The sequence below is a fragment of the Streptomyces sp. NPDC104309 genome, from assembly GCF_055584025.1.
This window is the reverse complement of sequence record NZ_JBVJMV010000014.1, coordinates 194,443-219,529: the sequence shown is the minus strand read 5'-3', so window position 1 is coordinate 219,529 and position 25,087 is coordinate 194,443. Positions and strand designations below refer to the sequence as shown.

Here is a 25,087-nt window from a genome sequence, read left to right as displayed (position 1 = left end):
GTGCCTGAGACGAAGGTGCTGGGTCTGACTTCCCGTACGGGTACGGGTACACAGTGGCGCGACCGTGCCGGATTCTCACCGGACTTCCGTCACACCTTCGTCATGTCCGTCGGACGATACCTCCTGGGAGCGGGCAGGGCCACGGTCCCGTCGGCGGGGCCGCGACGCCCGCATGCCATGGTGAGCGCACGCGAGAGGCCACGGTTCAGGGAGTTGACCGGTTCATGACGGTACAGGTGATGCTGATCTCACCGGCACTCAACGCCGCGCTGCGCGAGGCCCGCTTCGACGACGACGCCGCGCTCGACGCGGCCGGGGCCCGGCGGGCCCGCGCCGCCGCGGCGGCGGTGCCCTCGGCCGATCGGTATGTGCGCGGGCCGTCCGAACGGTGTGCCGGGACCGCCGACGCGCTGGGGTTGCGCGCCAGGCCCGAACCCGCGGTCCGTGGCTGGGACATGGGCCGCTGGAGCGGGCGGCGGCTGGCCGAGGTGAGCGGCGTCGAGCCGGACGCGGTGTCGCTCTGGATGACCGATCCGTCGGCGGCCCCGCACGGCGGCGAATCGTTGCTGGAGTTCTGCGCCAGGATCGGCGGCCTGCTGGACTCACTGGAGTCCGGGTACGGCGAGGAGGGCGGCCGTGTGCTGGCGGTCGTCGAGCCCGCCGTGGTGCGGGCGGTGGTCGTACGGGCGCTCGCTCTGCCGGCGGAGGCGTTCTGGCGGCTGGATGTCGCCCCGCTCACCCTGACCGGACTCAGCGGTCGGTCGGGACGGTGGAACCTGCGCTGCGGTCAGCCGCTGTCCCCCGCTCCGCGGCACCGGCATCCTCGCTCCGCCACCACTCCCCGGGACAACTGAGGTGCCGGCGACCGTAGTCAGCGCATAGTCTGATGGGGCAGCTGGTTCGCCCTGTCCGCCAGACAGGCGCGTCGCAAGAGGGAACCCGGTGGGAATCCGGGACTGCCCCGCAGCGGTGAGTGGGAACGACCGCCGTCATCAAGCACTGGACCCGAGACGGGCTCCGGGAAGCGACGGCCAGTAGGTGTCTCGTACGCGAGACGTGCCCGCGAGTCCGAAGACCTGCCACTGCCCGTGCGCGTCGGACGCGCACGGTGATCCCGGTGACCTCGTGGGCGGGTCGGCGTACGGATCGGGCAGGGCAGGCGCGTCGGCACGACGCGACGGTTCGGTCCGCTCCGTCCTCCCTTCGCGCCTTCGGCACGTCCCGGGGTCGTACCAGGACACACGCTCGCGAAGGAGAGTTCCGTGACCAGCAAGTCCGCAGCCGCGGCAGCCCGGGCCACCGTGTACGGCTGTCCCCGCCAAGGGGGAGACCGGGAACTGAAGAGGGCCGTCGAGGGGTACTGGAAGGGCCGTGTCACCGCGGCCGGCCTGCGGGAGACCGCCGCCGGCCTGCGCCGCGCCAACTGGCTCCGGCTCGTCGACGACGGCATCCACGAGGTACCGACCGGTGACTTCTCGTACTACGACCACGTACTGGACACCAGCGTGATGGTGGGTGCCGTACCCGCCAGGCACCGCGACGCCGTCGAAGCCGACGGGCTGGACGGCTATTTCGCGATGGCGCGCGGTACGCAGGACGTGGCGCCGCTCGAAATGACCAAGTGGTTCGACACGAACTACCACTACCTGGTGCCGGAGCTCGGTCCCGACACTGTCTTCACCGCCGACTCCACCAAGCAGGTCGCGGAGTTCGAGGAGGCGCTGGCCCTCGGGCTCAGCCCCCGGCCGGTGCTCGTCGGCCCGGTGACATATCTGTTGCTGGCCAAGCCCGCTCCGGGCGTCGCCGCCGACTTCGAACCGCTGACCCTGCTCGACCGGCTGCTGCCGGTGTACGCGGAGGTGCTGGCCGATCTGCGCGCGGCCGGTGCCCGGTGGGTGCAGCTCGACGAGCCGGCCCTGGTCCAGGACCGCACCGCGGCGGAGCTCAGCGCCACCGCACACGCCTACCGTTGCCTCGGCGCGCTCACCGACCGGCCGCGACTCCTCGTCGCCTCCTATTTCGACCGGCTCGGCGAGGCCCTCGGCGTGCTGGCGAAGGCACCGGTCGACGGACTCGCACTCGACTTCACGGGCCCGGCGTCCGCCAACCTGCCGGATCTCGCCGCGGTCGGCGGTCTTCCGGGCAAGCGGCTGGTCGCCGGAGTCGTCGACGGCCGCAACGTATGGATCAACGACCACCAGCGGTCCCTGGCGACGCTCGGCACCCTGCTCGGTCTCGCCGACCGGGTCGATGTCGCGGCCTCCTGCTCCCTGCTGCACGTTCCCCTCGATGTGAACGCCGAGCGCGACCTCGATCCGCAGGTGGCCCGCTGGCTGGCCTTCGCCCGGCAGAAGTCCGCCGAGATCGCCACCCTGGCCAAGGGGCTCGCACAGGGCACGGACACGATCGCCGCCGAACTCGCCGCCAACCGTGCCGATCTGGCCTCGCGCAGCCGATCGGCGCTCACCCACGACCCGGCGGTACGGGCACGGGCCGCGGCCGTCACGGAGTCCGACGTGCGCCGCGAACCGTCGTATCCGCGGCGGGCGGCGGCCCAACGCGAGTGCCTGCGGCTTCCTCCGCTGCCCACCACCACGATCGGTTCGTTCCCCCAGACGGCCCAACTGCGCACCGCACGCGCCGATCTGCGGGCCGGACGCATCGACACCGCCACGTACGACAAGCGGATCGAGGCCGAGATCCAGGAGGTGCTGGCGTTCCAGGAGAAGGCGGGCATCGATGTGCTGGTGCACGGCGAGCCCGAACGCAACGACATGGTGCAGTACTTCGCCGAGCGGCTCACCGGCTACGTCGCCACCCGGCACGGCTGGGTCCAGTCGTACGGCACACGGTATGTCCGGCCGCCGATCCTGGCCGGGGACGTCTCCCGCCCGGAACCGATGACGGTCCGCTGGACGGCGTACGCGCGGTCGCTCACCGATCGGCCGGTCAAGGGCATGCTCACCGGTCCCGTCACCATGCTCGCCTGGTCCTTCGTCCGCGACGACCAGCCGCTCGGCGAGACCGCCCGCCAGGTCGCCCTCGCGCTGCGGGACGAGGTGAACGACCTTGAGACCGCGGGTGGTTGCGTCATCCAGGTCGACGAGCCCGCCCTGCGCGAGACACTGCCGCTGCGGGCCGCCGACCGCGCCGGGTATCTGGACTGGGCCACCGAGGCGTTCCGGCTGGCCACCAGTGGTGTCCGTGCTGACACCCAGATCCATACGCACATGTGTTACGCGGAATTCGGCGACATCCTCCGGGCCATCGCCGACCTGGATGCCGATGTGATCAGTCTGGAGGCGGCCCGTTCCCACATGCGGGTGGCCGACGAGCTGGCATCGGCCGGCTATCCGAGGGAGGTCGGTCCCGGCGTGTACGACATCCACTCCCCACGGGTGCCGAGCACAGGCGAGGCGGTCGCCCTGCTCCGTAAGGGACTCGAAGCGATTCCGGCCGAACGACTGTGGGTCAATCCCGACTGCGGCCTGAAGACGCGGGGCTGGCCCGAAGTGCGCGCCTCGCTGGAGAACCTGGTCTCGGCGGCCGTCGAGGTACGGGCCACGGTGGCCGGCACCGCCCACTGACCCGCGGCGCGGCCCGGGACGGGCACCCGTCCCGGGCCGCGCACAGCACGCCTCCGTGCAAGAAGCGTGGTCCGGACCAGAGCCTTGGCAGCCTCTTGGTCAGGCATGACATGATCGAGTTCGCACCTCACCCGGCGCCTGCTCGTGTCCGCCCTCCCCGTACTCGCTCCCGTCTCGGCCTCCTCCGGTCTCGCGGCCGAGGTACCCGTCCCCGAATCCCGGGCCGCTGCCGCGGCGGGGACGTTCACCGACGATTTCGACGGCGGGCGACCGCCGGGGGCGTGCCCCGGCCGACGTACGCGCCGCCGCCGCGCGGCGCGTACGTCGGCGCGTATGTCGGCGCGTATGTCGGCGCGTATGTCGGCGCGTATGTCGGCGTCCCGGGTGCGGGCGCGAGCTCACTCGTCCCGGTACGCCTCCAGCAGGCGGAGCCAGATCTCGCTGATCGTCGGATAGGAGGGGACGGCGTGCCACAGCCGGGCGATGGGGACCTCGCCCGCGACCGCGACCGTCGCCGAGTGCAGCAGTTCACCGATGCCCGGTCCGACGAAGGTGACACCGAGCAGGATCTCCCGGTCGAGGTCCACGATCATGCGGGCACGGCCCCGGTAGCCGTCCGCGTACAGGCCGGAGCCCGCCACGGCGGCGAGGTCGTGGTCGACGGCGCGTACGCGGTGTCCGGCCCGCTCGGCCTCGGCGAGGGTGAGACCGACCGAGGCCGCCTCGGGGTCGGTGAAGACGACCTGGGGGACGGCCGCGTGGTCGGCGGTGGCGGTGTGGGCGCCCCAGCGGTCGGTCTCCAGCGGCGGGACGCCCGCCGCGCGGGCGGCGATCGCGGCGCCCGCGATGCGTGCCTGGTACTTGCCCTGGTGCGTGAGGAGCGCGCGGTGGTTCACGTCGCCGACCGCGTAGAGCCAGCTGGTGCCGTCGACGAGGCAGCTGTCGTCGACGGTGAGCCAGGAGCCCGGTGTCAGGCCCACCGTTTCGAGGCCGAGGTCTTCGGTGCGCGGGGCTCGACCGGTGGCGAAGAGGATCTCGTCGGCCTCGACGCGATCACCGTCGACCAGCTCCACGACGACCGGCCCGTCCGGAGCCGTACGCCGAACGGCGGTGGCGGAGACTCCCGTACGGATGTCCGCGCCCGCCTCCGTCAGCGCCCGCGCGACCAGCTCTCCCGCGAAGGGTTCCATCTTCGGCAGGAGTCCCTTGCCGCGGATCAGCATCGTCACCCGGGCGCCGAGGGCCTGCCAGACCGTGGCCATCTCGGCCCCGACCACGCCTCCTCCGACGATCACGAGGCGGCCGGGCACCTTCTTGGCGCTCGTCGCCTCCCGGCTGGTCCAGGGGCGGGCCCCGTCGACGCCGGGCAGGGCGGGTACGACGGCACGGCTGCCCGTGCAGACGGCGACGGCCTGCCGGGCGGTGAGCCGGTGCTCCGTGCCGTCGGGGGCGGTGACGGAGACGGCCTTCTCGCCGGTGAGCCGGCCCTGGCCGCGGTAGAGGTCCGCTCCGGTACCCTCCAGCCAGGCGACCTGCCCGTCGTCCTTCCAGTGCGAGGCCTGGTCGTCGCGGTGAGCGAGGACCGCCGCTGAGTCCAGCGGTCCCTGTACGGCGTCGCTGAGGCCCGGGACATGGCGTGCGTCCGCACGGGCGACGACCGGTCGCAGCAGGGCCTTGCTGGGCATGCAGGCCCAGTACGAGCACTCGCCGCCGACAAGTTCCGTCTCGACGACCGCCGTGCTCAGTCCAGCGGCCCGCGCCCGGTCGGCGACGTTCTCACCCACCGGACCCGCTCCGATCACCACGACGTCGTACTCGGTGTTGAGGGATGCATCTGTCATGAGGACAGTCTGATCGCGGGTGTGCGCGGCGGCCACATGGGCAGGCGGAATAGCGCAGGTCCGGGCACCGTTGTGCCGGACAGGTCCGAGCGGGCACAGGAAGAGGTAACTGAGCATGAGCACCGTAGAGCTCACCAAGGAAAACTTCGATCAGGTCGTCAGTGACAACGAGTTCGTCCTGATCGACTTCTGGGCTTCCTGGTGCGGCCCGTGCCGGCAGTTCGCGCCGGTCTACGACGCGGCTTCGGAGCGCCACGACGACCTGGTCTTCGCCAAGGTCGACACGGAGGCGCAGCAGGAGCTGGCGGCGGCCTTCGAGATCCGTTCCATTCCCACGCTGATGATCGTCCGGGACAATGTGGCCGTGTTCGCACAGCCCGGCGCACTGCCGGAGGCGGCGCTGGAGGACGTCATCGGGCAGGCCAGGAAGCTGGACATGGACGAGGTCCGCAAGTCCGTCGAGGAGCAGCAGAAGGAACAGAAGTAGGCTCCGCGCGCCGCAGAAGCGGGGTGGGGGCCCGGTCGACGGCCGGGCCCCTTTCCGTGTCCGGAAGCGGGCTGCCCGGTCAGCCGTCCGCGTCGATCCCGGCGTCGCTCCGGGTGTTCTTCCCGGCGCCCTGCTCCTTGATCCGGACCGAGAGGCCGTAGTCCAACTCGGCACCGTCGACCAGCAGGGCCTCGACCGTGTGGGTCGCCGTGTCGATGTCCGCCACGATGCCTTCGCCCGCGTACCGGGGGTAGCCCGATGCCCCCGTCTCTCCGGTCGCCGCCACGACCGCCGAGCGGATGGCACCGCCTGGTTCGATGGCGTCGGTGGTGTCCTCGGCGAATTCGGGGACCAGCAGGATCTCGTAGCTCTGCGGATGGCTCATGGTCCTGACGCTAGGCAAGCGGCGCGTGGTGCGCACGTTGCCGCTCCGTGCGGATCCCGCTCCTCAGCTGGACTCGCGGTGGATGGCTCCGGCCCGCAGCAGGTCGTAACGCGCAGGGGCACCGCCGGGGTGCCGCACCAGTCGGTCCACGAGGTCCGCCAGCGGCTCCGCCGTGGCCAGCTCCATCCGCACGGTGCTGAGCCGGGGCCGCAGCAGTCTGCCGAGCATCAGGTCCTCGGCGCCCACCACGGCCGTCTCGCGGGGCACCTCGACACCCGTGTCCTGAAGGGCCCGCATCAGAAGCATCGCGTACTCGTCGTTGTACGCGAACACGGCGTCGAGGCCCAGGGTGCGCCAGCGGGCGGCCAGCCGGGCGGCGGACTCCTCCTCGTACCGCAGCGGCAGGGGTTCGATACGGGCTCCGTGGCTCTGGGCCGCCTGCCGGGCCCCGGCGAGCCGGGGCTCGGCGAACAGGGCGAGGCCGGTTTCCTCCGGCATGACCACTCCGATGCGACGCCTGCCGCGCTCCAGCAGATGTCCGATCGCCCGGATGCCGACCTCCCGTTGGTCCATGACCAGCGCGTGGGCACCGTCCACCGGCCGCGGGCCGAGCGTGATGACGGCCTTGGCTCCCGATCGCCTGAGTACCGCTATGCCTTGCGGGGTGAGGGCGATCGTGCCGGGCACGATGACGGCGACGGGGCGCAGTTCGGCCCAGACGCGGGGCGCGTCGTCGGCATCCAGGCTCGTGCTGCCGTACTGGACGACGGTGTAGTCCAGGCGTCGCAGCCCTGATTCCAGCTCGTGGAAGAAGTGGTGGTGGAGCGGCCCGGCCGGGAGGTTCACGCTGGGCAGCAACACCATGCGGGTGTGCCCGGCACGCAGACTGCGGGCCGCCGCGTGCGGTACGTAGCCGAGTTCGGCGGCCGCCGCCCTGACCCGGCGGCGGGTGGTCTCACTGATCCGTACGGTCGCGTTGTTGTTCAGGACGTACGACACGGTGGCGCGCGAGACCCCGGCGAGCCGTGCCACATCGGCACTGGTCGGAACGGGGCCTTCGGTGGGCTGATTCGATAACTGGCTCATGGCGTCGGGCAGTCTTCCAGACCCGTGCTCCATGGGTACGCCCCGGGGCATGGATGGCGCCTTGACGACGGGACACGACGGGGCGACGGGATGCCGGACCGGCCTGCCCGCCCCCGCCACGCGGACGGTACGTCACGGTGACGGATGGTCAGGGCGACGATGGTGTCGGCCTGTTCGGCGCGGGCGAGGTATCCGTCGATCACGGTGCGGGCCTGTTGTCCGCACCCCGGACCCGCTCCATGGGTTGGGCCGTACAGGTCCTACGGTGGGGGGATGACCCTTCAGCACCGTGACGACAGCACCGGCGGTACGGCCGAGTTCCCCGGCCGCACCGGCCCGACGGCGACGTGTGAGGCCGATCCGCGCGAGGTGGGCCCGGTCCGCACCTCGTACGCCCCCGACCGGGACGGCGATCCCGACCCCGGCGAGATCGTCTGGACGTGGGTTCCGTTCGAGGAGAACGACGGGCGCGGCAAGGACCGCCCCGTGCTGGTCGTGGCCCGCGAGGCGGCGGGCACGCTGCTCGCCGTACAGCTGTCCAGCAAGCAGCACGACCTGGACCGCGAGTGGGTGACGCTCGGGGCCGGACCGTGGGACAGCTCGGGCCGCCCGTCCTGGGCCGATCTGGACCGGGTGCTACGGGTGCACGAGGACGGGATGCGGCGTGAGGCGTGCGCGCTGGACCGGGACCGGTTCGATCTGGTCACCGGCCGCCTGCGGGAGCGCTACGGCTGGCACTGACCGCCTGCGGGAGCGCTACGGCGGGCACTGACCGCCGAACGTCCGGGCGAAGGCGGACCGGGTGGCGGATTCGGGGCTGCGGTCGAGGATCCCGAAGACGATCTGCTCGAAGTGGCCGTCGAACCGACCGCCGTCGAGGAGCAACGCCCGGAACGCACCGGCCACCTGCGCCGGATCGTTGCGGAACACACCGCACCCCCAGGCGCCCAGCACCAGTCTGCGGTACCCGCGCACGGCCGCGACCTCCAGCACCCGTTCCGCCCGGGACGCGAGCGCGGCGGGGATGCGGTGGGCCTCCTCGGGGGTGCGGCTGCGGATGACCCCGGCGTTGGGCGCCGGGGAGGTGAGGAAGCCCGCGGTGTACGGGGTGTCGAGCAGCCGGCCCCGATCGTCGCGGAACACCGGCACGCTGGGCGAATGAATCACCCGGTCGGTGTAGAAGGCGCTGCGTTCGGAGCGGTGGTGGGCGTAGTACTCCGGGGCACGCAGCAGCGTGGCGTACAAGGCCGAGCCCCGGCACAGGGCCTCCTCCTGGGCCTGCGCGCCGTTGAGGTATCCGCCGCCGGGATTGCGGGCGGAGGCGTAGTTCAGAACGACGACCTCGCCCGGCCCTTCGCCGGTCATCCGGCGCGCCGCGCACAGGCTGCTCTCACCGGTGACCTCGACGACCGGGGTGCGGTCGGAGTCGAGTGCCGCGACCGGCACCGGCTCGGGCCCGTACAGCCGGGTCCCCGAGAGTGCGGCGGTCAGCGCGCGCTCGATGCTCACCTCACGCCCCTCCTGCGTGCGGTAGCGGCCGGCCGCCACGATGGCCTCGGTCTCTCGCGCGATGCCGCGCAGCCGTGCGCTCATCGGTACTCCCCCGTGTGGTGCATACGGGGCATGCTCGGCGCTTCAGCGGCATGGATGCAACCGAATTTATGACGCACAGGGGCACTCTTGTGCGATCCACTCGTAAGGGTTTGGCTGGGACGGACGAACCGAGAACAAGGAGGCCCCGGCATGTCATCCGACACCCCCGGCCACGGTCCGCCCGGCCAGGCCCCGCCCCTCGGCGAGGGCGAGACGGAGGACTTACTGCGCTGCATCTGTTTCAAAACCGGGCCGCCCCGGACGGTCGGCGTTGAACTCGAATGGCTCATTCACCACCGGGATCAACCCCGCGTCCCCGTCCCCCACCACCGTCTCGACGCGGCCGCCGCGATCCTCCGGGCCCTGCCCCTGAGCGCGGCACTCACCTTCGAACCCGGCGGCCAGCTGGAGCTCAGCTCGCGCCCCGCCGACTCCCTGATGGCGTGCGTCGATGCCACCGCCGCCGATCTCGCCACCGTGCGTGACGCCCTGGACCGGGTGGATCTCGTACCGGTGGGGCTCGGCGTCGATCCGTGGCATCCCCCGCGCCGTCTGCTGCACGAGCCCCGTTACGACGCCATGGAGATCTCGTTCGACCGGTCGGGGCCGGCCGGCCGCGCCATGATGTGCACCACCGCATCCGTCCAGGTCTGTCTGGACGCGGGAGAGGAGGAACCGGGTCCGCTCGGCTACGCGCGGCGCTGGCAGCTGTGCCATCTGCTGGGCGCGGTACTGGTCGCGGTGTTCGCGAACTCTCCTCTCCAGTGCGGGCGCCCGACGCCGTGGCGGTCCACCCGGCAGTCGCTCTGGGCCGATCTCGACCCATGGCGCCCCCTGGCACCGTCCGGTCATCTGCCGCCCCGCGACGCCTGGGCCGCGCATGTCCTGGACACACCGGTGATGTGCGTCCGGGAGAACGAGGGGCCCTGGGCCGTGCCGGAGGGACTGACCTTCCGCGACTGGATCCGGACCGGCGTGCCGAGACCGCCGGTGCGCGACGACCTCGACTACCACATCAGCACTCTGTTCCCGCCCGTTCGCCCGCGCGGACATCTGGAGCTGCGCATGATCGACGCGCAGCACGGCGCCGACGGGTGGCTGGTGCCACTCGCCGTCACCACCGCTCTGTTCGACGACCCGGAGGCCGCCGAGACCGTGTACCGCACCGTCAAACCGCTGGCCGAGACGGCCGGGCCGTGGCCCGCGCCGCGCAATCCGCTCTGGACGGGCGCCGCCCGCGACGGCCTGACCGATCCGGAACTGCGGGCGGCGGCCACGGTCTGTTTCCGGCTCGCGCTGGAGGCGCTGCCCCGGATCGGCGCGACCACGGCGGTGCAGGAGGCGGTGGCGGACTTCAACGACCGCTACGTCGCCCGGGGCCGATGTCCCGCGGACGATCTTCCGAATCTGCTCGCGCCGGGTGAGGCGGGCGGCTCGGGCCACCACGTCGAGGGGCTCCTCTCATGACCGACTCCCCCGCACCCGCGTCGTCCGGCCCCACCGACGAGGCGGACACCGAGGCGCTCCGGCAGCGCGCACTCGCCGCACTGCTCACCGCGCGCGAACGCACCACGCTTCTCACCGACAGCGTGGACGACCATGAACTGACCTCCCAGCACTCACCGTTGATGTCTCCCCTGGTGTGGGACCTCGCGCACATCGGCAATCAGGAGGAGCTGTGGCTGCTGCGCGGGGTGGCCGGCAGGGAGGCGATGCGGCCGGAGATCGACGGGCTGTACGACGCCTTCGAGCATCCCCGGGCGACCCGCCCCTCGCTGCCGCTGCTGCCGCCCGCGGAGGCTCGCGCCTACGCCGCGGAGGTACGCGGACGCGCACTGGACGTACTCGACGGCACGGCGCTGCACGGCGATCTTCCGCTGGTTCGGGCCGGGTTCGCCTTCGGCATGATCGCCCAGCACGAACAGCAGCATGACGAAACGATGTTGATCACCCATCAGCTGCGATCGGGGCCCGCCGTCCTGACCGCGCCACTGCCCCCCGCCCCCACCGACACGACGGATCTCCCCGCCGAAGTCCTGCTCTCCGGCGGTCCGTTCACGATGGGCACGTCCACCGAACCCTGGGCGCTGGACAATGAGCGACCCGCCCATGTGCGCGACGTACCGGGCTTCTTCATCGACACGACGCCGGTCACCTGCGGCGCGTACCAGCGCTTCATCGAGGACGGCGGCTACACCGAGGAGCGCTGGTGGGCCCCCGAGGGGTGGGCGATGGTCCGTGAACACGAACTGACCGGTCCGCTGTTCTGGCACCGGGACGCCGGCCAGTGGCTGCGCCGCCGCTTCGGAGTGACCGAGCCGGTGCCCGGGAACGAGCCGGTGCTCCACGTCAGCTGGTACGAGGCGGACGCGTACGCCCGGTGGGCGGGGCGCCGGCTGCCCTCGGAAGCGGAGTGGGAGAAGGCGGCACGCCATGACCCGGCGTCGGGGCGTTCGCTGCGCTATCCGTGGGGCGACGAGGACCCGACCCCCGAGCGGGCCAACCTGGGCCAGCGCCATCTGCGGCCCGCCCCCGCCGGGGCGTACGCGGCCGGCCGGTCACCCCTCGGCGTGGGGCAGTTGATCGGTGACGTGTGGGAGTGGACGTCGAGCGACCTCCTGCCCTATCCGGGCTTCTCGGCTTTCCCGTACCGCGAGTACTCCGAGGTGTTCTTCGGTCCGGCCCACAAGGTGCTGCGCGGTGGTTCGTTCGCCGTGGACCCGGTGGCGTGCCGGGGTACGTTCCGCAACTGGGACCTGCCGGTGCGGCGTCAGATCTTCTCCGGATTCCGTACCGCGAGGGATATCTGATGTGCCGTCATATCGCCTATCTGGGGACTCCGGTCGCCCTGGGTGAACTGCTGACACGCCCGCCCCACAGCCTTGTGCGCCAGTCCTGGGCACCGAGGCACCAACGGTACGGGACCGTCAACGCCGACGGTTTCGGCGTCGGCTGGTACGCGGACGGCGATCCGGTGCCCGGACGCTACCGGCGCGAGGGTCCGGTCTGGGGCGATCAGGCATTCGCCGACCTGGCCAGAGTGGTGCGCAGTCCGGCGCTGCTCGCCGCGGTGCGCGACGCCACCGAGGCGGACGCCGACGGCGAGGCGGCAGCAGCGCCGTTCGCCGACGGACGGTTGCTGTTCAGCCACAACGGTATGGTGAGCGGCTGGCCCGGTTCCATGGCACCGCTCGCCGCCGCGCTGCCCCCGGCCGAACTGCTGACGCTCACCGCCCGCTGCGACTCGGCCCTGGTCTGGGCCCTCGTACGGCACCGGCTCGCCGACGGCGACGAACTGCCGCAAGCGGTGGCCGACACCGTGCTCGACGTGGCGGCGGCGGCGCCGGAGTCGCGGCTGAATCTCCTGCTCACCGATGGCACGGCGATCGTGGCGACGGCCTGGGGCGACACCCTGTGGTACCTCACGGAGCCCAACCTACGCACGGTCGTCGCCTCGGAGCCGTACGACGACGATCCGCACTGGCGCGCGGTCCCCGACCGGACGCTGCTGACCGCCACCCGTGCCGAAGTCCTGCTGACCCCGCTCAAGGAGCCCTCCGAGTGAGTCCCTTTCTGCTGACCCGCACCTTGCCCGTGGACGCCACGGACGCGGCGCTGCGCGCCGATGTCCTGCACGGCCTGACACGGCAACCGAAGACGCTGCCGCCCAAGTGGTTCTACGACGCGCACGGCAGTGAACTGTTCGAGGAGATCACCCGGCTTCCCGAGTACTACCCGACCCGCGCCGAGCGCGAGATCCTGATCGACCGCGCCGAGGAGATCGCCGGGGCGTCCGGGGCGCGGACCCTGATCGAGCTGGGGTCGGGATCGTCGGAGAAGACCCGGCACCTGTTGGACGCGTTGCCCGAGCTGCGCAGTTACGTACCGGTCGATGTGAGCGAGAGCGCGCTGCGCGGAGCCGCCGAGGCCCTGCTCGCGCAGCGGCCCGGTCTCTCTGTGCACGCCCTGATCGCCGACTTCACGGGCGGTCTCGCGTTGCCCGGCACCCCGGGGCCGCGGCTGATCGCGTTTCTGGGGGGCACGATCGGCAATCTTCTGCCCGCCGAGCGCTCGGTGTTCCTGAAATCGGTACGGTCGCTGCTCTCCCCCGGCGACGCGCTGCTGCTCGGCACGGATCTGGTGAAGGACGAGGAGGTGCTGGTCGCCGCGTACGACGACGCGGCCGGGGTGACGGCCGAGTTCAACAAGAACGTACTGAGGGTGGTGAACCGGGAGTTGGGCGCGGACTTCGAGCCGTCCGGTTTCGACCACGTGGCGCTGTGGGATCCGGCGCGGGAGTGGATCGAGATGCGGCTGCGGGCCCGTGAGGCGCTCACGGTGAAGATCCCCGACCTGGATCTGGTGGTGTCCTTCGAGGCCGGCGAGGAGTTGCGTACGGAGGTGTCGGCCAAGTTCCGCAAGGAGGGCGTGCGGGCCGAACTCGCCACGGCCGGCCTGAGGATGGATCAGTGGTGGACGGATTCCGCGGACCGGTTCGCGCTGTCGTTGGCGACGGCGGTCTGAGCGAGCCGGGCCAGGGCGCGACGGTCCGGCCCGCTGCCCGCCGGGATCGGTGGCAGGACGCGGATCTCGGCGGTCAGCCCCGCCGCCGTCACCACCCGCCACAGTGAGGCGATCAGCGGATCGTCGCCGACGAAGGCGGCCGCACCGGCCGGGGCGTCGTGCTCCGCCGGTGCGGAGCCGTCATGGCCGAACGGCCGGGCGGCGGCCGAGCCGCGCGGCGGCGGGGTGCGATAGCTGATGCGTACCGGCCGGACGGCGGTGTTCGCGTCGATCGCGGCCTGGAACACGGCGGGGCCGAACCTGCCGGCGCCGCGCCCGCACCAGGTGGTGCCCTCCGGGAAGACGACCACCCGTGAACCACCGCGCAGCGCCGCCGCGACGCGGCCCACTGTCGCGGGCAGTGCGCGCAACCGGTCGCGTTCCACGAAGAGCGTGCCGCCGGCGGCGGCGAGCCGGCCGAGCAGCGGCCAGTCGCGTATCTCGCTCTTGGCCAGCATCCGGCCGGGGAACACGGCCGCGACGAGCGGGATGTCCAGCCACGAGATGTGGTTCGCGACGACGAGTGCGCCCGGTGCGGCCGCCTCAGGCGCGCCGACGACCCGCACGCGCACCCCGAAGGCCCGCACGACCCCGTACGCCCAGTGCCGGATCAGCCTCTCCCGCGGCGCCGCGCCGAGCATCAGCGCGAACGGGGCACCCAGCGCCCCGGCCAGGACGAACGCGCACCCGGCGAGCAGCAGCGCCAGGGCCGCCGGCCGGCCCCGCACGCGGCCGTCGTGACGGGCGCAGGCGAGCGGGGTGCAGGGTGCGGTGGGCAGCCAGGGGTTCATCGCAGCGGGGCGAGGGCGAGGAAGTGGCGCAGATAGCGGGGGTCGGTGCGGCGCAGCGACAGCAGCACGTACAGGTCGGCGACGTTGAAGTCGGGGTCGTACGCGGGTGCGCCGCAGACCCATGCGCCCAGTCGCAGGTAGCCGCGGAGCAGGGGCGGGAGGGTGGCGAGTCCGGTGCGCACCGCTCCCCCTCCCTCGGCTCCGGCGGCGGTGGGCTGCCAGAGCCGGTGCGGAGTGACCCAGTGGTCCTCGGGTGCCAGGTACTTCGTCCGTACGGTCTCCCACGCCCCGGCCGCCGCGACGCCGCCGTCGGCGAGAGGGATCGAGCAGCAGCCGGCCAGCCAGTTGTGCCCGGTGCGTTCCATGTAGCGGGCGAGTCCGGCCCAGATCAGCGCGATGACTGCGCCGTCCCGGTGGGCGGGGTGGACGCAGGACCGGCCGACCTCCACCAGGTCGTCGCGGATCGGGCCGAGCCGTCCGAGGTCGAACTCGCTCTCCGCGTAGAGACGCCCGGCGATCCGTGCCCGGTCGGGCGGCAGCAGACGGTAGGTGGCGACGACATCGCCGGTGGTCTCCTCCCGTACCAGCAGATGGTCGCAGTACGCGTCGAACGCATCGCTGTCCAGGCCGGGTTCCGCGCCGTCCAGCCGGGCACCGAGCTCACCGGCGAAGACCTGGTGGCGCAGGCGCTGGGCGGCGCGCACCTCCTCCTGGTCCACGGCGAGGGATACCCGGTAGCGCGGCGGGGCGGGCGGGACGGGCTGCGCGGGAACGACGGGGGCGGCGGGGAGGGAGGTGACGGGCAGCGCGTTCATGACGGTCTCCGGGGACGGATCGGCAAGGGCGGCCGCCGGGCCGTCGCACTGCTGCGAAGGCCCGGCCCCTTACTTCTGCCGTGACCGGCTGGATTCGGCATGACCGCGTGGGAGAGTCGGGATGTGCGAAGGCTGAATCCCGGGTGTGCCCGGCCGGGGACCGGTATCCCGGCCGCGGACCGGAGCCGCGTGGGTCAGCCGCCCGCGAGCTGTTCGGTGATCTTCTCGGACGCGGCCTTCGCCTCCGCCTGCGGGTCGCCGCCCTCCAGGACCGCTGTCATGTACGGCTTGATCGGGTTGACGGCCTCGACATCCGCCCACTGCGGCGAATTGGGAGTCGCACGTCCCCTCGTGGCGCCCCGGGCCATCGCCGCGGTGCCTTCCTGACCCACGATGACACGTGCGAGACCGGGCTTGTTCGGCACGTAGCTCATGGCCTTCGCGAGCTCTTCCTGCCACTTCTGGCCGGCGAGCGCCTTGATCACATCGATGCCCGCGGCGCGCTGGCTCGCCTTCTCCGGCACGATCAGATCGGACCCGCCGGTGAAGACCGAGCCGGGAGACTTCGTGGTCTTGCCCGGGATCGGGAAGTAGCCCAGCTTTCCCTTGAGTTCAGGGTTCAGCTGTTCGATCTGCGCGGCGGTGCCGGGCACCGAGATGATCTGCGCGACGTCGCCCTTGGCGAAGACCTTGGCCTGCGGGGGCCTTTCCTCGTCCGCGTTCTTGGGGCCGTCACCGAGCGCCTGGAGTTGCTTGTAGAAGCTCATGCCCCTCAGCGCGTCGGGGCTGTCCAGGGCGCCTTCCCAGCTGCCGCCCCTCTCCTCGGCCAGTTCGCCGCCCTCGTCCCAGATGAATCCGGCGAGGACGTACCAGTTCTGGCCCGCGAGGTAGATGCCCTGGTTGCCGTTCCGGTTCAGCTGGGCACTGTCCGCGATCCACTCGTCCCGGGTCTTCGGCGGGCTGGTGATACCGGCCTGCTCGAAGAGGTCCTTGTTGTAGATCACCACTCGGTTGGCCGCGTACCAGGGAATGCCGTACTGGACGCCCTCGATGCTGCCCGGGTCGGCGAGACCCGGCAGCCACTCCTCGCTGCCGAGGTCGCGCACGGACTCCAGGGTGAGGTCGCTCAGTCCGCCGCTCTCCGCGTACTGGGAGACCTGGGTGTTGCCGACCTCGATGACGTCGGGGGTGTCCTTGCCCTTCAGCGCGTCAATGACCTTCGGGCCGATGCCACTCCAGCCCTGGATCTTGAACTCCAGTTCGATGGAAGGGTGCTCGTCCCGGTACGCCTTCGTGAAGCGCTCCAGAAAATCGGCGGACACGCTGTCCTTCATCAGCCAGACCGTGACCTTCTTGCTGCCGGACGCCTCCGAGCCCGAGACGAAGCCGCATCCGCCCAGCGCAAAGGTGGAAACGAGCGCGACGGCTCCGACGAGTATGCGGTTCTTCACCAGGTTCACCTTCTGCGAAACGGCACGACGAAATCGACGACCCGGTGTGGGGGACTGCGGGCGGCGCTCGCACGGGCGTGGCTGGATTTTGGTATGGACCATTGGTTTGGTCAAGGCCCGTTCATCACACATTCCGCACATCGACCCCTCGCGCACCCGGTCCGGGTGGGGCACCGTGGTAGAGAGGAGAGGAGACATAGCATGTCTAATCACACCTATCGGGTCACCGAGATCGTGGGAACCTCCCATGAAGGCGTCGACGACGCCATCCGCAGAGGCATCGCCAGAGCTTCGGAAACGTTGCACAATCTCGACTGGTTCGAGATCACGCAGGTTCGTGGAGAGATCAAGGATGGCCGAATCGAGCACTATCAGGTGGGCCTGAAAGTGGGCTTCCGACTCGACGAACCGAGCTGATCGGGCACGACGGCATCACGAGGGCATCACCACCGCGTCGGCTCGCCTCCGGCCGGTTCCGCAGGACGGGATTCAGGTTCGGCCCTCGCGCTCCTGCGCGTCCTTGAGCGTGGGCGACACCTTCGCCCAGCGGGCCCGCACCACGGCGAAACCGGCCTGCTCCGCCGCGTCGCAGACGAGTTCGTCGTCGTCGACCAGCATCCGCACCTCACGATCCCGGCCCAGCCGTCGCAGGATCTCCAGCTTCGTGTGCCGGGCGGGCCTGCGGTCGTCGTTGCGGCGCATGTACAACCTCCCTTCGGGCAGACCCTGTTCCGTCAGCCATGCGACGGTGTCGCGACGGCACCGCTCGGGCCGACCGGTGAGATACCTGATCTCGCAGTCCTCGGCGCTGCTCAGCGCCAGCCGGACGCCTTCGGGCAGCGGTGGGTCGTCGACTGCGGCGGAGAAGAAGCTGTTCCAGTCGCGCCGGGGCCCCTCCAGATAGTGCTGCCGGTGGCCGCTGTCGGCAAGCGTGCCGTCCAGGTCGAATACGGCCAGGGGCCGGTGGTCGCTTCTCACACTCCCCAGCAAATCAGACCAACGCCACTACCAGCAGCACCAGCACGACCACGCCTGCCACCACCGCGGCGACCCGCAGGGACAGGCGCCGTGACCAGATCGACAGGACCTCCGGCCCCTCGCGTCCGGGGAAGACGTAGAAGACGTGATCGGGATCGTCGGGGACGGTGACCGCGGCCGAATGCAGCCAGCCGATGTCGACGCGCCTGGCCACCTCACCCCGGCGCGGCGCCAGAGCCGATTCGACCTTCTTGAGATGGGCGGGGTCCAGGCCGTCGGGCAGCGGGTCACCGGCCGAGCTCAGAGTGACGCGCTTCCAGGCGCCGGTGCGGCCGGCCTGCTGCCTGAAGCGCAGCGGTGGCGCCGGCTCCGGCAGCTTCAACGAGGCCCGGTCGGGGGCCTGTCCGACCGATCCCCCGGTCCAGAGGGTGACCAGGCCCGTACCGCCGCAGGGACCGTGCTCCGTCGACCTCTCACCCGAGCAGACCGGGCAGACCCTGAAGCCGGTGTCATCGCACTTGGGACACCTCTTGGCACCCCATCCTCGACATTCCGGACAAGCGGTGCGCGGCTTGCGGCACTTCTCACAGGAGGTCCGACCGGCAGCTGACTTCTCCTGCGTCGAGCCGGACGGCGAGCGGTCCTTGCGGCGTTCGCCCGTGCCGTCGCACCAGGTGCACGGCTCGACGCCCTCGCAGGCCGGGCACACCGGGCCGATGTCGCAGCGCAGCCTTCCCTTGGCCCGGCAGCGCGAGCAGGCCTGCCGTCCGTCGTCACAGCCACAGGACACCGTTCTGACCGAGCCGCGGAGCACGAACTCCACCGTCCGCGACACCGTCGGGTCCTTCGGCGGATCGACCGGATGGTCGCGCAGATCACCTTCGTACTCGGGCCGCCGCGACGTGTCGTGCGTGCCGGGCCTGGACTGCGGCCGCGTGGTGCGGGTCTCCACGCAGCGGACGATGCACAGGTCGAGCATCGGGAGCCGGGTGATGTCGGCGCCGGCGCGCCGCAGTTGCGCCCCCTGCCCCGGTCGGCCGATGTGCCGGGCGACGGCTTCGAGGATGTCGTCCTCGGACAGTGCGTCGGCCATGACGGCGCTTCCACCTCCCCGGTAGGCGCGCCCGCGCGCGGAACGCAGCGTACGGCGGGGGCCGCCCGGCACTCAAGAGGGCGTCAGAAGGGCGTCGCCGACACCTCACGGGGCGGTCCCGAGGAGTCTCACCTCGGACCCCGCGGGTACCCGATCGCGCGCGGATGTGTGATCATGTCCTTACGTTCCGCGCAGATCGTAAAAGGTTGTACAGGATGCGCATGGAATCAAAAGCATTCGTAAAGCTATATTCAGGTTTGTGGCATCAAACGTTAACCATGTGAAGCGAATACTCCTGCGTTCAGGGAAGAGCCCCTACGACGTCGTCCCTGTCGAGCGCGCTCTCCACGAGGACGTGTTCGCCACCAACTCGGGCAACCTGATCTTCAGCGATGCCGCCCACAAGATCCTGGAGACGCCGGGCTCGGAAGTGGTGTCGAACGGCATCACCACCAGGGTCGCCGACGCCGACCGCATCAACAGCGAGTACGACGCCTTCGTCATCCCGCTCGCCAACGCCTTCCGGCCGTCCTTCGAGCGCCAACTGGAGCGTCTTACCCAGCTCATCTCGAAGCTCAAGATCCCGGTCGTCGTGCCGGGCGTGGGTGCCCAGACCGGCGTCAACTACTCCGCGGACCGGCTGCGCCCCATGCAGTCCACGGTCTACGCGTTCGTCTCCGCCGTGCTCGACCACAGCGCCTCGATCGGTGTGCGCGGGGAGTTCACCGAGCGGTATCTGCGGGACATGGGCTTCCGTGACGTGGACGTCATCGGCTGCCCCTCGATGTTCGTCAACGGCACCAGGCTCGACATCCGCGAGAGCGGCCGGACTCTCGGGCCCGACTCACGGATCTCCGTCAACGGATCGCACGACGCCGTGCGGAAGCACAAGCTCGGGCAGATCATCAACCGTGCCCACACCCGCTACCCGCATCTCCGGTTCATCGGCCAGAACCTCTCCGAAGCGCGTCAGCTGCACTGGCGCGACCTGTCCCATCAGAACGCCTCGCTGACCAACATCCCCACCCACCCCGACCACCCCATGTACCGGGAGGACAAGGTCCGCGTCTATGTCGATCCGGCCGCCTGGATGGATGACCTTCGGGGCTTCGACTTCTCCTTCGGCTCCCGGATCCACGGCAACATCGCGGCACTGCTGGCCGGCACGCCCGCCACTGTGCTCTGCGGCGACTCCCGGACGCTGGAGCTGTGCCGCTACTTCGACATCCCGCACCGGATGCTCGCCAAGGCCCCCTCCGATCTCGACCCTGCGGATCTCTACGCCGAGGCCGACTTCGGGCCGCTGACACGCGGTCACCAGGAGCGGTTCGACCGGTTCATGAACTTCCTGGACAAGAACGGCCTGGAGAACACCTTCACCCATGGGGACGGCGGTGCGGCCTTCGAGTCTCGGATGAGCGGGCTGGCCTTCCCTCCGGGCATCCGCCCATGGGTCGGCGCCGACGCCTCCACGATGAGCGCGCGCCTGGGCTGGCTCCAGTCCCAGCTGACGGACCTCACCGAGCAGAACAACCAGCTCAAGCGGAAGCTCGCGAAGAACTCCTCGGTGCCGGTCCAGCGCTCCACGTACCAGCGGGCCCGCAGTGTCGTCGGACGGCCCATCAAGCGCGCGCTGCGTCCGTCGCGCTAAGGACTTCGTCCGGATCAGGCCGGACGGCCTGATCCGGACGAAAGACCCTGGTCGCCCCTTCGTTCCTTCGTTCCTTCGCCCATTCGCCCCTGTCCGCCCCCGGGCCGTCGGCGGGCAACGGGCGGGGGGTCCATCCGTCGTCCGAGGCCGGTCCGTACAGGGCCCGTCTCCGGCTTTTGCGGCCCGCGCCCGGCGGCCTCGCCGCCTCCCGGACCACCTCCGACGCCTAGAATCGGAGTGTTTGTCCCCAGGCTGCCGCCTCTGCCCCGATCCGTACGGAGTCCACGCGCCCATGTCCACCCCCCACGATCCGTACGTCCGGGTGCGCGGCGCCCGTGAGCACAATCTCCAGGACATCTCGGTCGACATCCCGCGCGACACCCTCACCGTGTTCACCGGCGTCTCGGGCTCCGGGAAGTCCTCACTCGCGTTCGGCACGATCTACGCGGAGGCGCAGCGCCGCTATTTCGAGTCCGTCGCCCCGTACGCCCGTCGGCTGATCCATCAGGTCGGTGCGCCCGCGGTCGGCGAGATCACCGGGCTGCCGCCCGCCGTCTCGCTGGAGCAGCGCCGTTCGGCGCCCGGCGCCCGTTCCTCGGTCGGGACGGTCACCACGCTCTCCAACTCCCTGCGCATGCTGTTCTCGCGCGCCGGGACCTACCCACCCGGTGCCGAACGGCTGGACTCCGACTCCTTCTCGCCGAACACCGCAGCCGGGGCCTGCCCCGAGTGCCACGGTCTCGGCCGCATCCACCGCACCACCGAGGAACTACTGGTTCCCGACCCCTCGCTCTCGATCCGGGAAGGCGCGATCGCCGCCTGGCCCGGGGCCTGGCAGGGCAAGAACCTGCGCGATGTGCTGGACGCGCTGGGGTACGACATCGACCGCCCGTGGCGCGATCTGGACGCCGCGGACCGGGAGTGGATCCTGTTCACCGATGAGCAGCCTGTGGTGACGGTCCATCCGGTGCGGGAGGCGGGACGCATCCAACGCCCCTACCAGGGCACGTACATGAGCGCCCGCCGCTATGTGCTGCACACCTTCGCGGATTCCAAGAGCCGTACGCTGCGGGCCAAGGCCGAGCGCTTCCTGACCAGTGCCCCCTGCCCGGTCTGCGGTGGCGGCCGGCTGCGGCCGGAGGCGATGGCCGTCACCTTCGCCGGCCGTTCGATCGCCGAACTGGCCGCGCTTGCGCTCACCTCTCTCGCCGAGGTGCTGCGCACGGCGGGCGGGAGCGACACGGCACGGGTCCTGACGGCGGATCTGCTCGCCCGGATCGAGACGGTCACCGAACTCGGCCTCGGTTATCTCAGCCTCGATCGCACGGCTCCCACGCTGTCCTCCGGCGAGCTGCAACGGCTGCGCCTCGCCACCCAGCTGCGCTCCGGTCTGTTCGGTGTCGTCTATGTGCTGGACGAGCCGTCGGCCGGTCTGCACCCGGCGGACACCGAGTCGTTGCTGGGGGTGCTCGGCCGGCTGAAGGAGGCCGGGAACTCGGTCTTCGTCGTGGAGCATCAGATGGATGTGGTGCGCCGGGCGGACTGGCTGGTCGACGTGGGGCCGCTGGCCGGTGAGCACGGGGGCAGGGTGCTGCACAGCGGTCCGCCGGCCGGGCTCGCGGAGGTGACGGAGTCGGCGACCCGGCGCTTCCTCTTCGACGAGGGGCCCACTCCGGTGCGGCAGGTGCGTACACCGTCGGGGTGGCTGAAACTGAACGGCATCGACCGCCACAATGTGCGAGGGGTGGACGCCGAGTTCCCGCTGGGGGTGTTCACCGCCGTGACCGGCGTCTCAGGGTCGGGGAAGTCGACCCTGGTGGGTCAGGTCCTGGCCGGTGTGCTCGCCGACCGGCAGGTGTCCGCCGCCGCGGGTCCGCCCGCGGAGCTTCCCCCGCCCTGGTGCGCGTCGGCGGAGGGGCTGGAGGCGGTGGACCGCCTCGTGCAGGTCGACCAGAAGCCGATCGGCCGTACCCCCCGCTCCAATCTGGCCACGTACACCGGCCTCTTCGATGTCGTGCGGAAGCTGTTCACCGAGACGGACACGGCGCGCGAGCGCGGCTACAAGGCGGGACGGTTCTCCTTCAATGTCGCGGGCGGGCGGTGCGAGACCTGCCAGGGCGAGGGGTTCGTCTCCGTCGAGCTGCTCTTCCTGCCCAGTACGTACGCGCCCTGCCCGGACTGTCACGGTGCGCGGTACAACCCGGAGACCCTGGAGGTCACCCTGCGCGGCCTGGACATCGCGCAGGTCCTGGATCTGACGGTGGAGTCGGCGGCCGGTTTCTTCGCCGGGACGCCCGCCGCCGAGCGCAGTCTGCGGACGCTGCTCGAAGTCGGGCTCGGCTATCTGCGGCTCGGTCAGCCGGCCACGGAGCTGTCGGGCGGCGAGGCCCAGCGGATCAAGCTGGCCGCCGAGCTCCAGCGCACGCGCCGGGGCCACACCCTGTATCTGCTGGACGAGCCGACGACCGGGCTGCATCCCGCCGATGTCGAGGTGCTGATGCGGCAGTTGCACGGACTGGTGGACGCGGGCAACACCGTCGTGGTCGTGGAGCACGACATGGCGGTGGTGGCGGGCGCCGACCGGGTGATCGACCTCGGCCCCGGAGGCGGCGACCGGGGCGGCCGGATCGTGGCGACGGGATCGCCCACAGAGGTCGCGCACGCGGAGGGCAGCCGCACCGCGGCGTACCTCAGGGCCTCGCTCCGTCTGACCTGAGGATTCAACTCCCCTTCTGCCATGGAGAGTTGCCACATCAGGCAAGCAATGGGAAATGAAAAGGCAAAGAGCATTGACCGAAGGCTGGTCCAGACCAATCATGGGCATGCCTCACGGCCGCTCCATGCCGTGCGGCATGTGACCCCCGGCCGGGAATCACAGGAACGGGCCGCGCCCCTGACCGGGCGCGGCCGAGCCGTGCGATCCGCCCGTTGTCTCACCCCGCTGGGAGCACCCCATGAGACGTTCAAGAACACTCGGCACAGTCCTGAGTGTCCTGGCGACGACCATCGCCTCCGCCGGTCTGGTCCTCGGATCAGGCGTCGGCGCCGAGGCCGCCACGACCGCCGCCACTCCCCTGCCCGCGCACGTCTTCGCCCCGTACTTCGAGGCGTGGAACGGCGACAGCCCGGCCGCGCTCTCGCAGGCGTCCGGTGCCAAGTACCTGACCATGGCCTTCATCCAGACGGAGGCCCGCGGTTCCTGCACCCCGTACTGGAACGGCGATTCGAGCACCCCCATCGCCCAGTCCGAGTTCGGCGTCGACTTCACCACCATCCGGTCGCGCGGCGGCGATGTGATCCCGTCGTTCGGCGGATACACGGCCGACAACGGGGGCACCGAGATCGCCGACAGCTGTACGAACGTCGACTCCATCGCGGCAGCGTACGAAAAGGTCATCACGACCTACGACGTCTCCCGCCTCGACATGGACATCGAGGACAACTCCCTGGAGAACAGCGCCGGCGTCGACCGCCGCAACAAGGCGATCAAGAAGGTCCAGGACTGGGCCGCCGCCAACGGCCGCTCGGTGCAGATCTCCTACACCCTGCCCACCACCACGAGCGGACTCGCGGACAGTGGTCTGGCGGTGCTGGAGAACGCCGTGTCCAACGGCACCAAGGTCGACGTGGTGAACCTGATGACGTTCGACTACTACGACGGCGCCTCGCACAGCATGACGCAGGACACACAGACGGCGATCACCGGTCTGAAGGGCCAACTGGCCGGCCTCTACCCGTCGAAGACCGACGCCCAGCTGTGGGGCATGACCGGCATCATCGAGATGCCGGGCATCGACGACTACGGTCCGGCCGAGACGTTCACCACGGCCGACGCGACCTCGGTGTACAACTGGGCCGTCGCCAAGGGCGTCAGCACCCTGTCGTTCTGGGCGCTCCAGCGCGACAACGGAGGCTGCCCCGGCACCGGGGGCAGCGACACCTGCTCCGGGATCGCCCAGGACACCTGGTACTTCTCGCACACCTTCGCGCCGTTCACGAGCGGCGCGGGTCCGGTGACGGACGACTACTCGGTGGCCCTCGCACCCGGTTCGGCCACGGTCGCCCCCGGGGGCTCCACCACGGCGACCGTGAACACCGCGGTCACCTCCGGCAACGCCAAGACCGTGGCGCTGACGGCGAGCGGAGCTCCCGCGGGTGTGACAGCGACGCTCAGCCCGACCTCGGTCACCGCGGGGGGTACGTCGAAGCTGACGGTCAGCGCGTCGGCGTCCACGGCGCCCGGCACGTACAGGATCGATGTGACCGGCACGGCGGGCACACTCAGTCACGCGGCGGCCTTCACTCTGACGGTGTCGGGTCCGGGCGGTGGCACGGGCGCCCTGGTGAACGGTGACTTCGAGACGGGTTCGCTGAGCCCTTGGACCTGCGAGTCCGGTGGCTCGGTCGTCTCCACCCCGGTCCACGGCGGTTCGCACGCGCTCGCCGCGGCGGCCACCGCGTCGCAGACCGGCGAGTGCACGCAGACCCTCACCCTGTCCCCCAACACCAAGTACACGCTGAGCGGTTGGGCGCAGGGCAGCTACGGATACCTCGGGGTGCGCGGCGACGCGACCGCGAGCACCTGGGGCTCGTCGAGCGGCTACGCCAAGCAGTCGGTGGCGTTCACCACGGGGTCGACCGGGGCGGTGACCGTCTATCTGCACGGCTGGTACGGGCAGGGCGCGGTCTACGGCGACGACCTCTCCGTGACGTCCTGACCCGGCGGAACGGCTGAGACCTCCCGGCCCCGGAGGTGGGCGGCCTCC

At 70.9% G+C, this 25,087-nt stretch carries 21 protein-coding genes and 2 riboswitches; of the genes, 12 read left to right on the top strand and 9 right to left on the bottom strand.

Annotated elements, in window-relative coordinates; translation table 11 throughout:
* Positions 1 to 8 precede the first annotated feature (8 nt).
* Positions 9 to 102, bottom strand: a riboswitch (adenosylcobalamin (AdoCbl) riboswitch).
* A gap of 122 nt (positions 103 to 224) precedes the next feature.
* Positions 225 to 854, top strand: a complete 630-nt coding sequence (locus tag ACZ68L_RS22280; protein WP_469579478.1) for a histidine phosphatase family protein — start codon at positions 225 to 227, stop codon at positions 852 to 854.
* Positions 855 to 879: 25 nt separating this feature from the next.
* Positions 880 to 1,097: riboswitch (cobalamin riboswitch) on the top strand.
* 165 nt (positions 1,098 to 1,262) lie between these two features.
* Entirely contained in the window at positions 1,263 to 3,587 is a 2,325-nt protein-coding gene (gene metE / locus ACZ68L_RS22275; RefSeq protein ID WP_469579476.1) for a 5-methyltetrahydropteroyltriglutamate--homocysteine S-methyltransferase, read from the top strand.
* 398 nt (positions 3,588 to 3,985) lie between these two features.
* Here the strand turns inward: metE and ACZ68L_RS22270 are convergent, their stop codons facing one another.
* Positions 3,986 to 5,428, bottom strand: coding sequence for a dihydrolipoyl dehydrogenase family protein (locus ACZ68L_RS22270; protein ID WP_469579475.1), 1,443 nt, complete (start codon positions 5,426 to 5,428; stop codon positions 3,986 to 3,988).
* 115 nt (positions 5,429 to 5,543) lie between these two features.
* Here ACZ68L_RS22270 and trxA point away from each other — a divergent pair, with 115 nt between their 5' ends.
* Positions 5,544 to 5,915, top strand: a complete 372-nt coding sequence (gene trxA, locus ACZ68L_RS22265; RefSeq protein ID WP_469579474.1) for a thioredoxin — start codon at positions 5,544 to 5,546, stop codon at positions 5,913 to 5,915.
* A gap of 79 nt (positions 5,916 to 5,994) precedes the next feature.
* On the opposite strand, the gene ACZ68L_RS22260 is transcribed toward trxA, so the two are convergent.
* The gene (locus ACZ68L_RS22260; RefSeq protein WP_469579471.1) at positions 5,995 to 6,300 is read right to left on the bottom strand and encodes a hypothetical protein; all 306 of its coding nucleotides are present in this window, start codon (positions 6,298 to 6,300) and stop codon (positions 5,995 to 5,997) included.
* Between the two features lie 63 nt (positions 6,301 to 6,363).
* Positions 6,364 to 7,386: a LacI family DNA-binding transcriptional regulator gene (locus tag ACZ68L_RS22255; protein ID WP_469579467.1), complete on the bottom strand. Its 1,023-nt coding sequence runs from the start codon at positions 7,384 to 7,386 to the stop codon at positions 6,364 to 6,366.
* 273 nt (positions 7,387 to 7,659) lie between these two features.
* On the opposite strand from ACZ68L_RS22255, the gene ACZ68L_RS22250 reads away from it, so the two are divergent.
* Entirely contained in the window at positions 7,660 to 8,127 is a 468-nt protein-coding gene (locus tag ACZ68L_RS22250) for a type II toxin-antitoxin system PemK/MazF family toxin (protein ID WP_469579464.1), read from the top strand.
* A 15-nt stretch (positions 8,128 to 8,142) separates the two neighbouring features.
* Here ACZ68L_RS22250 and ACZ68L_RS22245 read toward each other — a convergent pair whose 3' ends face one another.
* A complete protein-coding gene (locus tag ACZ68L_RS22245; RefSeq protein ID WP_469579461.1) occupies positions 8,143 to 8,979 on the bottom strand; it encodes a TIGR02452 family protein in 837 nt (278 codons plus the stop codon).
* A gap of 150 nt (positions 8,980 to 9,129) precedes the next feature.
* Here ACZ68L_RS22245 and egtA point away from each other — a divergent pair, with 150 nt between their 5' ends.
* The 4 genes from egtA to egtD are packed head-to-tail and all read left to right on the top strand — an operon-like array spanning position 9,130 to position 13,503.
* Positions 9,130 to 10,446: an ergothioneine biosynthesis glutamate--cysteine ligase EgtA gene (egtA, locus tag ACZ68L_RS22240; protein ID WP_469579460.1), complete on the top strand. Its 1,317-nt coding sequence runs from the start codon at positions 9,130 to 9,132 to the stop codon at positions 10,444 to 10,446.
* Entirely contained in the window at positions 10,443 to 11,789 is a 1,347-nt protein-coding gene (gene egtB, locus ACZ68L_RS22235) for an ergothioneine biosynthesis protein EgtB (RefSeq protein ID WP_469579459.1), read from the top strand. Before egtA ends, egtB begins: the two co-directional genes overlap by 4 nt.
* Positions 11,789 to 12,544 carry an ergothioneine biosynthesis protein EgtC gene (gene egtC / locus ACZ68L_RS22230; protein ID WP_469579458.1) on the top strand — a complete coding sequence of 252 codons (756 nt, stop codon included), beginning with the start codon at positions 11,789 to 11,791 and terminating at the stop codon, positions 12,542 to 12,544. Before egtB ends, egtC begins: the two co-directional genes overlap by 1 nt.
* Entirely contained in the window at positions 12,541 to 13,503 is a 963-nt protein-coding gene (egtD, locus tag ACZ68L_RS22225; RefSeq protein ID WP_469579457.1) for an L-histidine N(alpha)-methyltransferase, read from the top strand. The genes egtC and egtD overlap by 4 nt, the downstream gene beginning before the upstream one ends.
* Here the strand turns inward: egtD and ACZ68L_RS22220 are convergent.
* From ACZ68L_RS22220 to ACZ68L_RS22210, 3 genes are all read right to left on the bottom strand, one after another.
* Positions 13,446 to 14,333 (bottom strand): lysophospholipid acyltransferase family protein, encoded by an 888-nt coding sequence (locus tag ACZ68L_RS22220; RefSeq protein WP_469579456.1) that lies wholly within the window; start codon positions 14,331 to 14,333, stop codon positions 13,446 to 13,448. The genes egtD and ACZ68L_RS22220 overlap by 58 nt on opposite strands.
* Positions 14,330 to 15,148, bottom strand: a complete 819-nt coding sequence (locus ACZ68L_RS22215) for a GNAT family N-acetyltransferase (RefSeq protein WP_469579455.1) — start codon at positions 15,146 to 15,148, stop codon at positions 14,330 to 14,332. Before ACZ68L_RS22215 ends, ACZ68L_RS22220 begins: the two co-directional genes overlap by 4 nt.
* 194 nt (positions 15,149 to 15,342) lie before the next feature.
* On the bottom strand, positions 15,343 to 16,599 hold the full coding sequence (locus ACZ68L_RS22210) for an extracellular solute-binding protein (RefSeq protein WP_469579453.1): 1,257 nt from the start codon (positions 16,597 to 16,599) through the stop codon (positions 15,343 to 15,345).
* A gap of 201 nt (positions 16,600 to 16,800) precedes the next feature.
* Here ACZ68L_RS22210 and ACZ68L_RS22205 point away from each other — a divergent pair, with 201 nt between their 5' ends.
* Entirely contained in the window at positions 16,801 to 17,016 is a 216-nt protein-coding gene (locus tag ACZ68L_RS22205; protein WP_351084395.1) for a dodecin, read from the top strand.
* 72 nt (positions 17,017 to 17,088) lie between these two features.
* On the opposite strand, the gene ACZ68L_RS22200 is transcribed toward ACZ68L_RS22205, so the two are convergent.
* Positions 17,089 to 17,577, bottom strand: coding sequence for a phosphatase domain-containing protein (locus tag ACZ68L_RS22200; RefSeq protein ID WP_469579451.1), 489 nt, complete (start codon positions 17,575 to 17,577; stop codon positions 17,089 to 17,091).
* Positions 17,578 to 17,590: 13 nt separating this feature from the next.
* Complete coding sequence (locus tag ACZ68L_RS22195) at positions 17,591 to 18,670, bottom strand: hypothetical protein (protein ID WP_469579449.1); 1,080 nt, start codon at positions 18,668 to 18,670, stop codon at positions 17,591 to 17,593.
* A 280-nt stretch (positions 18,671 to 18,950) separates the two neighbouring features.
* On the opposite strand from ACZ68L_RS22195, the gene ACZ68L_RS22190 reads away from it, so the two are divergent.
* From ACZ68L_RS22190 to ACZ68L_RS22180, 3 genes are all read left to right on the top strand, one after another.
* Complete coding sequence (locus ACZ68L_RS22190; RefSeq protein ID WP_469579447.1) at positions 18,951 to 20,321, top strand: polysaccharide pyruvyl transferase family protein; 1,371 nt, start codon at positions 18,951 to 18,953, stop codon at positions 20,319 to 20,321.
* Positions 20,322 to 20,613: 292 nt separating this feature from the next.
* A complete protein-coding gene (gene uvrA / locus ACZ68L_RS22185) occupies positions 20,614 to 23,037 on the top strand; it encodes an excinuclease ABC subunit UvrA (RefSeq protein WP_469579444.1) in 2,424 nt (807 codons plus the stop codon).
* 238 nt (positions 23,038 to 23,275) lie between these two features.
* On the top strand, positions 23,276 to 25,039 hold the full coding sequence (locus ACZ68L_RS22180) for a glycosyl hydrolase family 18 protein (RefSeq protein WP_469579442.1): 1,764 nt from the start codon (positions 23,276 to 23,278) through the stop codon (positions 25,037 to 25,039).
* Positions 25,040 to 25,087: the final 48 nt, after the last annotated feature.